This is a genomic window from Citrobacter sp. ANG330, assembly GCF_047467925.1.
GTDB classification, from domain to species: Bacteria; Pseudomonadota; Gammaproteobacteria; order Enterobacterales; family Enterobacteriaceae; genus Citrobacter_A; species Citrobacter_A amalonaticus_G.
Window position 1 is genome coordinate 130,179 of the sequence record NZ_JASJUI010000007.1, and the last position, 14,811, is coordinate 144,989.

The 14,811-nt window shown below is 46.9% G+C and carries 14 protein-coding genes; 4 read left to right on the forward strand and 10 right to left on the reverse strand.

What is annotated here, in order from left to right; genetic code table 11:
* Positions 1 to 9: 9 nt before the first annotated feature.
* Complete coding sequence (gene kbl / locus QNN88_RS16260; protein WP_414241131.1) at positions 10 to 1,206, reverse strand: glycine C-acetyltransferase; 1,197 nt, start codon at positions 1,204 to 1,206, stop codon at positions 10 to 12.
* Positions 1,207 to 1,421: 215 nt separating this feature from the next.
* On the opposite strand from kbl, the gene rfaD reads away from it, so the two are divergent.
* Genes rfaD through QNN88_RS16280 form a run of 4 tightly spaced genes read left to right on the forward strand, consistent with a single transcriptional unit; the run spans position 1,422 to position 5,661 of the window.
* Positions 1,422 to 2,354 carry an ADP-glyceromanno-heptose 6-epimerase gene (rfaD, locus tag QNN88_RS16265; protein WP_042998615.1) on the forward strand — a complete coding sequence of 311 codons (933 nt, stop codon included), beginning with the start codon at positions 1,422 to 1,424 and terminating at the stop codon, positions 2,352 to 2,354.
* Positions 2,355 to 2,366: 12 nt separating this feature from the next.
* Complete coding sequence (gene rfaF, locus QNN88_RS16270) at positions 2,367 to 3,413, forward strand: ADP-heptose--LPS heptosyltransferase RfaF (RefSeq protein WP_414241132.1); 1,047 nt, start codon at positions 2,367 to 2,369, stop codon at positions 3,411 to 3,413.
* A gap of 3 nt (positions 3,414 to 3,416) precedes the next feature.
* On the forward strand, positions 3,417 to 4,379 hold the full coding sequence (rfaC, locus tag QNN88_RS16275) for a lipopolysaccharide heptosyltransferase RfaC (RefSeq protein ID WP_414241133.1): 963 nt from the start codon (positions 3,417 to 3,419) through the stop codon (positions 4,377 to 4,379).
* A gap of 10 nt (positions 4,380 to 4,389) precedes the next feature.
* Positions 4,390 to 5,661, forward strand: coding sequence for an O-antigen ligase family protein (locus tag QNN88_RS16280; protein WP_414241134.1), 1,272 nt, complete (start codon positions 4,390 to 4,392; stop codon positions 5,659 to 5,661).
* A 26-nt stretch (positions 5,662 to 5,687) separates the two neighbouring features.
* Here the strand turns inward: QNN88_RS16280 and QNN88_RS16285 are convergent, their stop codons facing one another.
* The 9 genes from QNN88_RS16285 to rfaQ all read right to left on the reverse strand — a co-directional run bounded on the left by QNN88_RS16285 (position 5,688) and on the right by rfaQ (position 14,731).
* The gene (locus QNN88_RS16285) at positions 5,688 to 6,764 is read right to left on the reverse strand and encodes a glycosyltransferase family 9 protein (protein ID WP_414241135.1); all 1,077 of its coding nucleotides are present in this window, start codon (positions 6,762 to 6,764) and stop codon (positions 5,688 to 5,690) included.
* A 36-nt stretch (positions 6,765 to 6,800) separates the two neighbouring features.
* Positions 6,801 to 7,655 carry a 3-deoxy-D-manno-oct-2-ulosonate III transferase WaaZ gene (gene waaZ, locus QNN88_RS16290; RefSeq protein WP_414241136.1) on the reverse strand — a complete coding sequence of 285 codons (855 nt, stop codon included), beginning with the start codon at positions 7,653 to 7,655 and terminating at the stop codon, positions 6,801 to 6,803.
* A gap of 178 nt (positions 7,656 to 7,833) precedes the next feature.
* Positions 7,834 to 8,532: a lipopolysaccharide core heptose(II) kinase RfaY gene (rfaY, locus tag QNN88_RS16295; protein ID WP_414241137.1), complete on the reverse strand. Its 699-nt coding sequence runs from the start codon at positions 8,530 to 8,532 to the stop codon at positions 7,834 to 7,836.
* Positions 8,533 to 8,545: 13 nt separating this feature from the next.
* Entirely contained in the window at positions 8,546 to 9,562 is a 1,017-nt protein-coding gene (locus QNN88_RS16300) for a glycosyltransferase family 8 protein (protein ID WP_414241138.1), read from the reverse strand.
* Between the two features lie 20 nt (positions 9,563 to 9,582).
* Positions 9,583 to 10,596 carry a lipopolysaccharide 3-alpha-galactosyltransferase gene (waaO, locus tag QNN88_RS16305; protein ID WP_414241139.1) on the reverse strand — a complete coding sequence of 338 codons (1,014 nt, stop codon included), beginning with the start codon at positions 10,594 to 10,596 and terminating at the stop codon, positions 9,583 to 9,585.
* Between the two features lie 5 nt (positions 10,597 to 10,601).
* Positions 10,602 to 11,708: a lipopolysaccharide 1,6-galactosyltransferase gene (waaB, locus tag QNN88_RS16310; RefSeq protein WP_414241140.1), complete on the reverse strand. Its 1,107-nt coding sequence runs from the start codon at positions 11,706 to 11,708 to the stop codon at positions 10,602 to 10,604.
* Positions 11,709 to 11,749: 41 nt separating this feature from the next.
* Positions 11,750 to 12,547 (reverse strand): lipopolysaccharide core heptose(I) kinase RfaP, encoded by a 798-nt coding sequence (rfaP, locus tag QNN88_RS16315; protein ID WP_414241141.1) that lies wholly within the window; start codon positions 12,545 to 12,547, stop codon positions 11,750 to 11,752.
* The gene (locus tag QNN88_RS16320; protein ID WP_414241142.1) at positions 12,540 to 13,664 is read right to left on the reverse strand and encodes a glycosyltransferase family 4 protein; all 1,125 of its coding nucleotides are present in this window, start codon (positions 13,662 to 13,664) and stop codon (positions 12,540 to 12,542) included. Before QNN88_RS16320 ends, rfaP begins: the two co-directional genes overlap by 8 nt.
* Positions 13,661 to 14,731, reverse strand: a complete 1,071-nt coding sequence (gene rfaQ, locus QNN88_RS16325; protein WP_414241143.1) for a lipopolysaccharide core heptosyltransferase RfaQ — start codon at positions 14,729 to 14,731, stop codon at positions 13,661 to 13,663. Before rfaQ ends, QNN88_RS16320 begins: the two co-directional genes overlap by 4 nt.
* Positions 14,732 to 14,811 lie beyond the last annotated feature (80 nt).

The window sequence follows — 14,811 nt, forward strand, 5'->3', positions numbered from 1 at the left end:
CTCACATCCTCAGGCAATAACGCCCAGTTGTTTACCAATGCGGGTGAAGGCTTCCACCGCGCGGGTGATTTGTTCCGGGGTATGCGCCGCAGACATCTGCGTACGGATACGCGCCTGGCCTTTCGGAACAACCGGATAGAAGAATCCTGTGACGTAAATGCCCTCTTTTTGCAGCTCGCGGGCAAAGTCTTGCGCGATCACCGCATCACCCAGCATCACCGGGATAATTGCGTGATCGGCACCCGCCAGGGTAAACCCGGCGGCAGACATTTGTTCGCGGAACTGGCGGGCGTTTGCCCACAGGCGATCGCGCAGTTCACCACCCGATTCGACCATCTCCAGCACTTTGATGGAAGCAGCGACAATCGCCGGTGCCAGCGAGTTAGAGAACAGATACGGGCGGGAGCGCTGACGTAACCACTCAACCACCTCTTTACGGGCAGCAGTATAGCCGCCGGACGCACCGCCAAGGGCTTTACCCAGCGTGCCGGTGATGATGTCTACGCGGCCCATCACATCACAATACTCATGCGAGCCACGCCCGTTCTCACCGACAAACCCGACCGCGTGAGAGTCATCGACCATCACCAGCGCGTTGTATTTGTCCGCCAGATCGCACACGCCCTTCAGGTTGGCGATGACGCCATCCATGGAGAACACGCCATCAGTGGCAATCAGCACATGACGAGCCCCGGCGTCGCGCGCTTCTTGCAGACGCGCTTCCAGTTCCTGCATATCGTTGTTGGCGTAGCGGAAACGCTTCGCTTTGCACAGACGTACGCCATCGATGATGGAGGCATGGTTCAGCGCATCAGAGATAATGGCGTCTTCGGCGCCCAGCAGCGTTTCAAACAGACCGCCGTTAGCATCGAAGCAGGAGGAATAGAGAATGGCATCTTCCATGCCGAGGAAGGAAGCCAGCTTTTGTTCAAGCTGCTTATGGCTGTCCTGGGTGCCGCAGATAAAGCGCACCGACGCCATCCCGAAACCGTGAGAATCCATACCGGCTTTTGCCGCGGCAATCAACTCCGGATGGTTCGCCAGCCCCAGATAGTTGTTGGCGCAGAAGTTAATGACGTGGCTGCCATCCGCCACCGTGATATCTGCCTGCTGAGCAGACGTAATAATGCGCTCTTCTTTAAACAATCCTTCCGCACGGGCGGTGTCGAGATCGTTGGCTAACTGTTTGTAAAAATCCCCACGCATTGCGATTCTCCAGACTGGGCAAATTTCAGCACATCTTACCTAACCATGGACCCTGATACGAGATGACGCATTATCACTTCTTCAAAATGCAGGATAAATCACGCGTACCCACACGACCCTTCGGTGAATGGCTGAAGCCTGCGCTATGTAGTGATATGATAAGAGGTATTCGTGTCTGAGATTGTCTCTGACTCCATAATTCATAGGTTACAGTTATGATCATCGTTACCGGCGGCGCGGGCTTTATCGGCAGCAACATCGTTAAATCCCTGAATGATAAAGGCATCACCGATATCCTGGTGGTGGACAACCTGAAAGACGGCACCAAGTTTGTTAACCTGGTGGATCTGAACATTGCCGACTATATGGATAAAGAAGATTTCTTAATCCAGATTATGGCGGGCGAAGAGTTCGGCGAGATCGAAGCGATTTTCCACGAAGGCGCCTGCTCTTCCACCACCGAGTGGGACGGCAAGTACATGATGGATAACAACTATCAGTACTCCAAAGAGCTGCTGCATTACTGCCTGGAGCGCGAAATTCCGTTCCTGTACGCGTCTTCTGCTGCCACCTATGGCGGTCGCACGTCTGATTTCATCGAATCCCGCGAATATGAAAAACCGCTGAACGTCTACGGCTACTCCAAATTCCTGTTTGACGAGTATGTCCGTCAGATCCTGCCAGAAGCTAATTCGCAGATCGTCGGCTTCCGTTACTTCAACGTCTACGGACCGCGCGAAGGCCATAAAGGTAGCATGGCGAGCGTGGCTTTCCATCTCAATACTCAGCTCAACAATGGCGAAACGCCAAAGCTGTTTGAAGGTAGCGAAAACTTCAAGCGCGACTTCGTGTACGTCGGCGACGTGGCGGACGTCAATCTCTGGTTCTGGGAGAACGGCGTCTCCGGCATCTTTAACCTGGGCACCGGTCGTGCAGAATCCTTCCAGGCGGTGGCCGATGCCGCACTGGCCTACCATAAGAAAAGTGAACTTGAGTACATTCCGTTCCCGGAAAAACTGAAAGGCCGCTATCAGGCATTCACCCAGGCCGATCTCACTAACCTGCGTGCTGCCGGTTATGATAAACCGTTCAAGACCGTTGCCGAAGGCGTAACGGAATATATGACCTGGCTGAACCGCGACGCGTAAGGCAGGCAATCTATGAGGATTCTGGTGATTGGCCCGTCCTGGGTAGGCGACATGATGATGTCGCAAAGTCTCTATCGCACGCTCAAGGCACGCTATCCCCAGGCGATAATCGACGTGATGGCACCCGCGTGGTGCCGTCCGTTGTTATCGCGGATGCCGGAAGTCAACGAGGCGATCCCGATGCCGCTCGGCCACGGGGCGCTTGAACTCGGCGAACGGCGCAAGCTCGGTCACAGCCTGCGCGAGAAGCGCTACGACCGCGCATATGTCCTGCCAAACTCCTTCAAATCAGCACTGGTGCCGTTCTTTGCCGGTATTCCTCACCGCACTGGCTGGCGCGGCGAAATGCGCTACGGCCTGCTTAACGATGCGCGCGTGCTGGATAAAGAGGCCTGGCCGCTGATGGTAGAGCGCTATGTGGCGCTGGCCTATGACAAAGGCGTCATACGGTCGGCAAAAGATCTGCCGCAACCGCTTTTATGGCCGCAACTCCAGGTAAGTGAAGGGGAGAAGTCGTTAACCTGCAATGCATTTTCCCTTTCCGATGAACGCCCAATGATCGGTTTTTGCCCCGGCGCGGAGTTTGGTCCGGCAAAACGCTGGCCGCACTATCACTATGCGGAACTGGCCAAACAGCTTATCGACGAAGGCCATCAAATTGTGTTGTTCGGCTCGGCAAAAGACCACGAAGCCGGTAACGAGATACTGGCTTCATTAAGCGATGAACAGCAGGCGTGGTGCCGTAATCTGGCCGGCGAAACACAACTTGAACAGGCCGTCATTCTGATTGGCGCGTGTAAAGCGGTAGTCACTAACGATTCCGGTCTCATGCACGTCGCGGCGGCGTTAAATCGTCCACTGGTTGCGCTGTATGGTCCCAGCAGCCCGGATTTCACCCCGCCGCTGTCACATAAAGCCCGCGTGATTCGCCTGATAACGGGTTATCACAAAGTACGCAAAGGCGATGCCGCCGAAGGCTATCATCAGAGTCTGATCGATATTACGCCGGCGCGTGTTCTGGAAGAACTCAACAGTCTGTTACTGCAAGAGGAAGCCTGACGAATGCGGGTTCTGATCGTCAAAACATCCTCCATGGGTGATGTGTTACATACGTTGCCCACGCTTACGGATGCGCAACAGGCTATCCCGGATATTCAGTTTGACTGGGTGGTTGAAGAAGGATTTGCGCAAATACCGTCATGGCATCCCGCGGTGAATCGCGTTATTCCCGTGGCGATTCGCCGCTGGCGTAAAGCCTGGTTTTCCGCGCCGGTTACAGCCGAACGCAAAGCCTTTCGCGATGCCATACAGGCCGAACGCTATGACGCGGTTATCGATGCGCAGGGGCTAGTGAAAAGCGCGGCGTTGGTTACCCGTCTGGCAAAAGGGATAAAACATGGCATGGACTGGCAGACTGCGCGCGAGCCGCTGGCCAGCCTGTTCTATAATCGCCGCCATCATATTGCCAGACAACAGCATGCTGTAGAGCGAACCCGCGAACTGTTTGCCAAAAGCTTAGGCTATCAGAAACCGGCGTCGCAAGGCGATTATGCTATTGCGCAGCATTTCCTGACTGATGGAAATACAGATGAACCGCCTTATGCGGTATTTTTGCATGCCACAACGCGCGATGATAAGCACTGGCCAGAGGCAAACTGGCGAACCTTAATCGGTCTGCTGGCTGACAGTGGGATAAGCATTAAATTGCCCTGGGGTGCGCCTCATGAAGAAGCGCGGGCGAAGAGATTATCAGAGGGATACGCTCACGTTGAGGTATTACCGCGAATGACGCTGGAAGGCGTTGCACGCGTGTTGGCGGGGGCAAAATTTGTCGTTTCAGTCGATACCGGGTTAAGCCATCTGACCGCCGCACTCGATCGCCCCAATCTGACGTTATACGGCCCTACGGATCCAGGGCTCATTGGTGGTTACGGGAAGAACCAGGCGGCGTGTCGCGCGCCAGAGAATAATTTAGCGAAACTCAATGCTAATGTGGTTCACAGCGAATTATTATCATTCTTCTAAAGGTAAATGAATGCCAACCTTGAGTCTTACGAGTCCGTGGAATAGCTACGTCAGGAAGATGTCTTCAGCTCTGGAAATAACAACCTATTTACTCTGCGCGGTTACGCTGATTGTTGCACTGTTTGATAATACGCTGAGCATGAAGCTCTATAATGTCACCGCGATACTGGGTCTGTTAGCGCTGCTTTTGCGCGGTAAACCTGAAAGTTATTCGGTGCAGTACTGGTTGTTGCCGCTTGCTATTTTGATCATCGGCGCACTGGATGTTGCCTGGTATTCTGCCTTCAAGGTTGATAACTCTCCTTTCCGTGCGACCTACCACAGTTATTTGAACACGGCGAAAATCTTTCTCTTTGGCGCTTTTCTTACTTTACTGGCGCTGACGTCAAGAATTCGCTTTAAGAAAGAATTACCGCTTTATATCCTGTATTCGCTGTCATTTTTTATCGCGGGATATGCGTACTATATAAAAGTCCTCACAGGGGTACCACGTATTCATTTTGGGATAGGTTCAGCCACGGGCGCAGCCTACTCCATCATGTTTGTCGGGATTGTCAGCGGAATATCGATTCTCTACACCCAGCGGAATCATCCGATATTATTTTTACTGAATGCCATCGCGATATTCTATGCCCTGGCACTTACCCAGACACGCTCCGCGCTGCTGATCTTCCCGGTGATATGTGCGCTGTCGTTGGTTGCAGGGTATATCAAATCTCCCAAAAAACTCTTCTTTTCCGTGATTGGCTTTTTGATTGCGCTGGTTGTCCTGATCGCCGTATTCAGTAAGCCGATTTATAACCGCTACCATGAAGGTGTTTCAGATTTGAATCGCTACAGTCAGGGAAACAGCAATAGTTCTCTGGGCGCACGACTGGCGATGTATGAGATTGGTTTTGATATCTTTAAAGACGCACCGTTCGCCGCACGCTCGGCCGATACACGGGCACAGCGAATGACGGAATTAGCGAAAGAACATAAGTACCTGCAAGGCGCACTCGAATTTTCGAATGTCCATTTGCACAACGAGTTCATCGAAGCCGCTTCGTTGAAAGGGATTGCCGGGGTTCTGTCGACGCTTTTCTTCTATATCGCGCTGTTCTTTACGGTCTATTACCATCGTTCGCTGGGACTGTTTGCCTTAACGTTAGCCGCCATCGGTATCGGGCTGAGTGATGTTATTCTCTGGTCTCGTAGCGTACCAATTATATTAATCACAGCGATTGTGTTAATGCTTTTCCTCAAGAAAAATCGACAGCACAGCGATATCGCGCCACAATAACCTGACGATCAGAAGTGAGCCTTCCCTCACTTCTGATATTTCGACAGCAAACCCTCTACCGATTCAGTCAGCACTTTCAGGCTTATATCCTTCACTGTATACGTCGGAGAGACCACCTGTAGCGCGTTGCAATTATTCGGTGCCCAGATGAGGTGTGATGGGTAGGTAGTTTGTCGCGCATTTGGATAAAGTGCGAGCGTGGGAATTTCATAGGCCGAAGCAATATGGACCAGTGCGGTATCCACCGAGATTACATACTGACTGAATTTGGTCAGTGCAACGGTATAAATAAATTCATTAAAAGGAAGAGATTCTATTCCGGATAGCGCAATTGAACGGATGTCTTCTGCTAAGCCGGTAAAAATCACTCTGTATTCAGGGTAATGTTTGCGTAGATGCGAATAAATAATACTGATCTGCTCATTAGACAATCGGCAGATTTTCTTTGCGCCTAACGCATTGATAATAATTACTTTATCGTTACCAATAAAATTCAGAACATCTTTTTCAACAGATTCAGGCAGCGGCAAATCATAACTTACATCAAATTCATTACGCTCATCGCCATAAAAATGATGCAGGATCTCACTTGCCCGCGTGCACATATGCGCCGTTAACTTCTCATCATGCGGATGATAAACGGTGTAATAACGTTGATACCACTTATCAAAACCAAGGACATAGGAGTGGCTAACGCCAGACAACAGCATGCTATGGCCAAAGGAGGGCATGGTTTCAAAAGGGTCAAGCACAATGTCGAAAGACTTGCCAGAAAGTTGTTTCCGCAATGCCAGCACATCACTGATAGCATTAGATTTCTTAATATAAAATTGATGTATTCTGCTGTTACCAGAAAGAAATGCGCGTCCTGTTGCTGAGGTTAATATTGACAGTTTAACACCACGATTAGACAATTCACGATACAGCGAACTCAAAACAATTAAATCGCCTAACTTGTTGTTATCATGGATGAGCAAACAGGTCTGAATGTTGTCTGCATTAACTTTTATATTCTTTTTCGGGTTAAAGAAAAAAGACAGAAAATTAATCTTAATTTTATTTATGCAGTATCTTTTTTTCTTATGAAAAGCACCTAGACCCATTCGAGTTACCACACGACAATAAAAAAGAGGTTAACACTAACTGACATAAGAATCAGCACGATCGTGGAGATCGTGCGCTTTGTTCATAATGCGTTGTTTAGATGGCAAGTTTGCAACATCCATTGCCTTGATAAAGGGAATAATATCGTAGCTTATTGCGGTATCGTCAGACAGATTATAGATACTAAAATCATCTACGTTCTCACACATAAACTGGAAAAATGGCAGAATTTTGCCCAAATCCTTGCTCAGTTCAGAAGGCATCGGGTTGCGACTCTCATCATAAAAGCGCGCACAGCTGCCGGTGATATCTAACCCGGAGCAGATCGTGTTGTTATAACCTAATGAATAAGCAATCTGCATCGCCGTATATGCCACGGTATGACATGAGCAGTATCCTAAGCTGATATCCTTGCTAAACCCAACCAGTCTTTTACGTTTAGAAACCGGCACACGAATCAATAACGCTTTGTGCCATTTTGAAAGCATTTCCAGTTTCAGCTTCTTGAACAAACCACCTTTTTCACGTTTATAAAATGCACGTAAAATATAACAATGAGTCCGCATATATTTTTTATCATCTTCCGTGGCGGCTTCATAAACATCCATATTAACAACAGTAAATTTGCTTGCCCGACTGAATTGATAAAAATCATGACGTCTTTGTAGCAAAAAACGCGCATCTGTTAAAACATAAATGAAGGGAGTAATACTATTACTGAGCAAGTATTCCGCTGCACCGTTAACGGTAATGACATCATTGTTTTGTAAAAGAGAAAGCGGTGTCCCTCGGGAAGTTGGTCCCGATAAGAAAATGATTACGTTATCAGATGTTCTGCTGGCAATAAGTTGCTGAACACCTGCTCGAGTTATAAACTTAACATTACTCATACGAAACCTGTAGGCTTGTCATGCAACTTAAATCACGATGAATCTTTGAGGAAAGTGTTCATTGTTAATCTTTAGCGTGGATGAACAAACCAGGACAACAGATTTGCTCATAAAATATACGAACTCATTTTTGCATTTAGAACGACCAAAAGCAATATTCGAAAATTCACATTGAAGCTTAGCGCACACTTTTTCCTTTCAGACGACGAAGGAAATTTCGCCATTTCTTCTTATAAACCAGGAGATAAAAACCTAAGTCTTTTTCAGTATTTTCAATACCATAGTGGCGTTCTAAATCAATGCGATCTTTCGCCATTCGCTGTCGGGAAGGTCTTTTCCCGGACAGATCGATTATTCTTATCTCATCATTCTGTAATATGAAGTTACCTTTATGTGGGTCACCTGAAACCATACCATGCTGATGTAATCCCTGAATAGACTGTTTTATCTTCTCTTTCACGTCGGAAGAAATGACGGGCATGTCAACCAGCTCAATACCCTGGATATACTCAATAATCATTATGTAAGTATGCACATAACGCAGGGTCTTCACTTCGGCAAGCAAATAGAAATCATTTAGTGCATCAAAACCTTCCCGGCGAACGCGATCGGTCTGATAAAAAAGCTTTTCGTAGTAATCCCCTTTAACCAGCGATTTAAAAAATCTCTCAGTGTTTTTTACTTTAGGGTGAAATACTTTCAGGATATATTGTCCATGGTCAGTATCGATTAACACGACCTTAGTGTCCTCAATACTACGAAAGACTTTTCGTACCTTAAGATTCTGTGTTAAAAAATCATTAAAAATATCAATGTATTTTTCACCATCTTGCTTTACGAATACAGTATAGTTTTTAACTTTTGTTTCAATGATCATAATTATAAAGTTATCATTTTGCTAAAATTTTACGATAGAGGTACGCTGCACCCGCAATGACTCCTCGCAGATAATGTTTCTGAACTAAAAGATGTTTATATCTTTTTTTATACTCAACCATCGTCCGTGCTTCTTTGGCGGGAACATTTTTCCACGGCGATTTAATAAAGGCATTGGTATAATAAATTACGGATGGATAGTTTGCCCAGGCATGCCAGGGTTTTGTCGCCCCCGTAAAGTGAATCAGTTTTGTATCCGCATGGATTATATTTAAATACTTCTTATGCGTTTTATCGCTTAGCTCACTTTTAATCGTGTAAATCGTATTATATTCACGAGGCAAAAAATAAACTTTATCACACAGCAATATATTCAGGACATCCTGATCGGGGTATTTAAAAAATGTTGCACATCCATCGTCGCCTATCAAAAGCGATAATGCCCTTTCAGTTAATCGCTTCTCAGCCCATTGCCGAAGATTTATCAACACAACACCGGAGTTAAAATATCGTCCCTGCAGATTATAGGAGGGGAGTCGTTCATTTACCCGAGACTGAATAGAGTCAACATCTTTTACCACCGCCGCGACGTTATCATTAAGGTCAAGGTTTAGAAGATGATCCAGAGGGCCTTTGCAGATAACATCGGCGTCAAGATACAGCAATTTATCTAGCTTATGATACAGATAGTCAAAAGCGAATAGTCGAAAATACATGGCTCTTGACCAGACCTGTGTTTTCGGCAATATCTCAAGGCATTTGACATCGATAAGATACAATGAAATTTTTATTTTATATTCTTGCGCCAGCGCTTCAATTTTATCAACGAAACTTTGTGTATAGTTGTCACAAATGATATGAAATGCAACATTTATATCATTATTAATTAATACCGAGGTAATAGATACCCCGACACCATCAAGATAGTTCTCATCGATTCCATAAGAGATATTTAATGTGTTATCAATATCATCATAGCGCTCATCAAAAACTTTATATTCTGTTATCTCTATTTCAGGAAATGAGTCCACTGCATCACCTATAATTATTTTTATTTAATAATCTTGCTTTTAAAGTAAAGTGCATAATCAATCAGGCCTGCGACGTATTGCTTCTGATTAAACATATGCTTTGCCGCATAACGTAATTGATGACTGTTTTTAGGTTTCAGCAATTCAACATCACACCAGGGGGACAATTTTTTTGCATTCAAAAAGCTCTGTGCAATAGGGTAGTTTCCCCATTGATGCCAGGGCTTGGTTGGCCCGATATAATGAATGAACACCGTGTTTCCATCCACGGGATTGACCACGTCAGGCTTTAACTCGTAATTGATGCTGAACTGAGTATTAAACTTTTTGCCAATAAAACGCGCCTTGCCGACCAGCAACATATTCAATACATCTTGATCCAAATGAGTGATGCGCTGCACCACATCAGGATCGTGTAACATCTCAATAGCCTTGCGGGAAATATCCTCAGCGGTCCAGACGGGGAGGTTAATCAGCAAAAAGCCCGCATTAAAGTAGCCAGAAACCAGTCCCGGCGTTGCCAGACTGATTGAGCGTTTCGTCCACCACTCTGATTCACCCTCCGCAACGACGGCAGCAATTTCATGTTCCGCAAACTGAAGGTCAATCAATTCTTGCACACTTCCCTGGCAGGCAATATCCGCATCCAGATACAGCACTTTATCCGTTTTATCCGCGAAGCGATCAGCGATAATAAATCGGAAATACGTTGCATAAGACCAGTTTTTGGTACTCGGTAACGATTTTAATTGTTCACAGTCAACGAGATATACAACAATTTGGGTAGCGTATTGCTTTGCAAGCGCAGTAAATCGCGCTTTTTCTTCATTGCTAAATGAATCTGTAAATACATGAAAAGCAAATCGAATATCGGGGTTGGCAATCAGTATCGACGCAATGGACACACCGCAACCAAAAAGAAAATTCTTGTCAATTCCATAGGCAATATTAAACTTTTTAACATCACTATGTTCTGCATAGTTATAATCTAAAGTCTGCTGAATGACTTTTTCTTCAAAATACGTTTGAGTCATAGTGATCACTTATTGATTTTGGAAAATATTGCACTGCTTAAATTTTGAAAATAGACTTCATTATAGAATTTGTCTATCGTAGCGGGAATCAGATTATTATCATACTTCACCTGCCCACTAAGGATTTGGTTGAGCAGATCTGTAAACTGTTGGAGATCCTTCGGCGGATATAAATCGCCATTAATCCCCGGTTGGATCATATCTCGTGGGCCAGATATACAATCAGAACTGATACAAGGAATGCCATATGACATCGCCTCGAGTATCGCCATGCCAAATCCTTCAAACGATGATGTCAGCAATAATGCTGATACTTTTTTAACGTCATTCCGAACGACCTGCCATGGTTCGACCTGCCAGCCATGCCAGGTAATACGCGTGTCAATGCCCAACTCTCGCCCATAGGACTGACATTTTTCGAAATCAGAACCATCGCCAATCACATGCAACCGCCACTCGCCCTGAGCATGAGATAAGCCATCCAGCAGGTCCTTAATTCTTTTTTGTCCCTCAAACTTCATCCTTCCGACATACAGAAAGACTGCGGGTTGACCTTCTTCAGGTTGCGGAATAATCTCTGATTTTCTGGATACAGGATTATAAACAACGGTGATATTTTTTTGATCAATACCGCGAGCAATCATTTGCTGTTTAATACCACTACTGATTGCCAGATGGTAATCGGCCCAGACAACACATTCTGCGTGTTTTTTATGATCCAGTGAAAAATGGGGCCAGGAGAATATTGTAAAATTCCGTCCCGACTTCTTCCGCGCTTTGCTGGCAAACAGGCAAGACAGCACATCAATACAGATCACCACATCGGGTTCTGTTTTCTTTAACCAGTTGCTAAAGTTATGGATATGCTTTGCCCGACGTAAAAAACCTAGTCGAATATTAGAAAAAGAGCACGAATAATGGATGCCGCTTAACCATGCTTTATCCATCTTGTCATTACGACAAAAGAAGAACATTTCGCATGGGAATCCAGTATATTCGGTCTGAAAGTTATTGATAACATCCCGGATGACCGTTTCCATTCCGCCAAACCCGGAAACGGCTTCACCTACAAATGCAATCTTTAACGAAGTTGGCCTGGCGGGACTACTCATCGTTCAACTACCTTCAAAAATGCCGGGGTCTGCAACGAAAATTACAAATTCTTCCGCTGTGTACGTTCTTTAATCCGGGCGGCCTTTACCGTTGCCTCTGCAAGTAAGCTCGCTTCTTCACGCAGGATGCTTCTCAGTGGGGCGCCAAAATAAACCCGCATAAACCGCCAGATATCCCGCTGTGTCAACCCGATGTTTAGCGATGAAAAATAGAGGCCAATCAGGTCTTTGTCACGCCAGCGACGAGGTACTTTCGTACGTATCTGCGCTCTGTGTAGATCAATAACCGAAATTTTTAAGTCTTCTTTATTGCCCGTAAAAGGCAGATGCAGCAGGAAATGGCAGATATAGCAATCGCGGTGATTGATACCGCCTGCGTGCATCTTGCGCACCATCGTGGCAACCCGGTCGATGAGCATCCGCTTCACCTTCACATCCGGTGGGTTTGTCACCCAGTCTGCACAATAATCTTCCAGGCTGATGGTTGGCGTGAGATCTTCGGTAATAATGAACGACGTTTTGCTCAGAGGGTTAAGCCCCTTCTCACCGAATCCAACACCGTACATCGTATCCACGCCTAAATCCTGGAGGCGATGAATAGCGTTCCATTCTCTGTCGGCGCCTAATACCGGCATACGTAACGAAAGAAGGTTTTTGACGATTTCTTTGAGAGAAGTACCCCGATGCCATTTAAGGAAATAGCTTTTCCCCGCCAGTTCAAATCGCAGCGTACGTCGGGTTTCCAGTTCCCTGAAGACTTCCCCCTGCAGCGTTTTAACTTCTTCAAACGCATCTTTTCCGCGCCATAATGTGGCTAACGGTTCTTTCAGTTCAACCATCCAGGCCACCTGTAATAATGTCCGCCGCCTTTTCCGGCAAACTGTACAAATCTTGCGTGTCCGCATAATGCCGCGCGTTTTCTGCCCATGCTGCACGCAATGACGGTTGGGTCAGTGCCTTACGCAAAATATCGTTCAACGCGTCCTGTCGCCAGGGCTCTTCAATGACATCGCCACAGTTAGCCTGCGCAATATAATGCGCATAACCACAGACGGCGGAGGTCAACACCGGCAGACCCGCAGTAATTGCTTCAAGCAGAACAATACCTGCCGCTTCCTGATAGGCCGGATGCAGTAATAAATCAGCGGCCGCCATCAATTCTGCGACATCATTGCGTCCGGAGAAAAAATGGACATTACTGCGCACGCCGCGTTTTTCCGCAAGCGCTTCAAATTTTCGCGGCTTATCCTGACCGACAATATACAAAAGCGTGTTATGTCGTAGTGCCGCCGGCAATGAAGCAAGCGCTTCGATCGAGCGATCCACCCCTTTACGGGTAAAATCTGAACCGACCTGTAGTAATAAGTTTTGCTGCTCCGTAATACCGTTTTTCTGGCGAACGATTTCACGGGCATTCGGGATTTGTGCACTGTATTTTCTGTCCGGGTAAATTCCCGGAGGGAGAATATGAAAACGCTCAGCTTCGGTTTGATAATGCTTCTGGAAATCAGCAATCTGCGTATCCGTCAGCATTAATAACTGCGTCGGCTTACCCTGCTCAAAGGTTGCCCGTTCAAACGCCGCATAATGGCGATAACGAGAGGTCAGCCGGTAGAAGAAACCTTTTTCCTGGGCAACTTTTTCGGCGTAACAAACGTCAGCGGCAAAATAGACATCCAGTCCGGGCATTTTGTTAAAACCCACGACCCGATCAACCGGATGCTCACGCAAATGCGCCTGCACCCAGGCGTAATACTCCGCATTGCGCCCGTGGTTAGTCCGTGATTTAACGGGTACGCGAATGAGCTCAAATACCTCCGGGCATTCTCCGTCCCAGGATTGGGTATAAATACGGACCTGATGGCCTCGTGCGGCTACAGTTTGCGCAATGCGCATAAAGTCACGTTGTAATCCGCCGAACGGAAAATACTTATACAAACAAAAAGCCACGATCATACAGGCGCATCCATATCGATAATTTGCGCGTGCTGCGGCAACATTTTTTCCGTTGCTGCAATCACATCCTCAGCGGGAATAACGGACATATATTTTTTATCACGGTCCAGTTCAGATCGTTTAGGCATGGGCTGATAGTCACCTGCCCAGAACTGAATAATATTGTCCGTCCAGGGGCGCCAGAAGACGTGGTCTGTCGCACCAAACAGACATATCACCGGCGTTTTCACTGCCGCAGCGATATGCCCAGGCGCCGAATCGACGCCGATAAACAGGGCAGCATGATCAATCAGCGCGCCTAATTCCGGGAATCGGGTTTTGCCCGCCAGCCCGGTTACCGGCTTGGTTTCGCACCCCAGCGCAATCTCTTCCACACAGGCTAAATCGTCAGCAGAAGGGCCGGACGTCAGCACTACCTGATAACCTCGACGCTCAAGAGCATCAATGACGCGGGAGAATTTATCGTTATCCCAGCATTTAAATAACTGCCTTGCCGTGGGTTGAATCACTACATACTGATGCGTCACGCCGAGTTGGCGTAACTGCCGGCGCATATTCTCCCAGTGTTCAGGCCGATAACTCATGGTCGTTTCGGTAACCACCTGCACCAGTCCCAGCGGTTTGAGTGCTGACAGCGTGCGTTCAACAACGTGTTCACCGGAATAGGGAACGAGATGGGTAAAACTCTGTTTCCAGAATGCAGACTGCCGGTTAGCGAAATCCTGGGATATTTTTACTCTTGCACGCAAAAAACGAACAATCAGCGCCACAATCCACTGATCGGTCAGGTTGATGACCAGATCATATTGGTTGTTGCGTAAGGTCTTAATCAGGGAAAACGTATTTTTAATTTTTTCTGCCGCTCCCGTTCCCTTATTACTAATGCCATAAAGGGCATTAATCTCAGGATTTTCCGACAAAATAGGCATCGTATCCTTGTAAAGAAGCATATCGATTTTGGCGTCAGGATAGTTCTGCTTCAATGTACTGATAACGGGAGTGGTTAATAGCATATCCCCGTGGAAACGCATCTTGATGACCAGAATTTTTCGAAAAGGCTTTTCCACACGCGACTCTTTTGTTGTGATTGTCCGATAAAGTTAAGCACAAAACAGCACGCTACCGCCCCGGGCTCAACAGCTACCCG

What these genes read in the sequence shown, in the direction of transcription:
- kbl (WP_414241131.1), bottom strand. Translation starts at nt 1,206, where the DNA reads ATGCGTGGGGATTTTTACAAACAGTTAGCCAACGATCTCGACACCGCC.
- rfaD (WP_042998615.1), top strand. Translation starts at nt 1,422, where the DNA reads ATGATCATCGTTACCGGCGGCGCGGGCTTTATCGGCAGCAACATCGTT.
- rfaF (WP_414241132.1), top strand. Translation starts at nt 2,367, where the DNA reads ATGAGGATTCTGGTGATTGGCCCGTCCTGGGTAGGCGACATGATGATG.
- rfaC (WP_414241133.1), top strand. Translation starts at nt 3,417, where the DNA reads ATGCGGGTTCTGATCGTCAAAACATCCTCCATGGGTGATGTGTTACAT.
- QNN88_RS16280 (WP_414241134.1), top strand. Translation starts at nt 4,390, where the DNA reads ATGCCAACCTTGAGTCTTACGAGTCCGTGGAATAGCTACGTCAGGAAG.
- QNN88_RS16285 (WP_414241135.1), bottom strand. Translation starts at nt 6,764, where the DNA reads ATGGGTCTAGGTGCTTTTCATAAGAAAAAAAGATACTGCATAAATAAA.
- waaZ (WP_414241136.1), bottom strand. Translation starts at nt 7,655, where the DNA reads ATGAGTAATGTTAAGTTTATAACTCGAGCAGGTGTTCAGCAACTTATT.
- rfaY (WP_414241137.1), bottom strand. Translation starts at nt 8,532, where the DNA reads ATGATCATTGAAACAAAAGTTAAAAACTATACTGTATTCGTAAAGCAA.
- waaO (WP_414241139.1), bottom strand. Translation starts at nt 10,596, where the DNA reads ATGACTCAAACGTATTTTGAAGAAAAAGTCATTCAGCAGACTTTAGAT.
- waaB (WP_414241140.1), bottom strand. Translation starts at nt 11,708, where the DNA reads ATGAGTAGTCCCGCCAGGCCAACTTCGTTAAAGATTGCATTTGTAGGT.
- rfaP (WP_414241141.1), bottom strand. Translation starts at nt 12,547, where the DNA reads ATGGTTGAACTGAAAGAACCGTTAGCCACATTATGGCGCGGAAAAGAT.
- QNN88_RS16320 (WP_414241142.1), bottom strand. Translation starts at nt 13,664, where the DNA reads ATGATCGTGGCTTTTTGTTTGTATAAGTATTTTCCGTTCGGCGGATTA.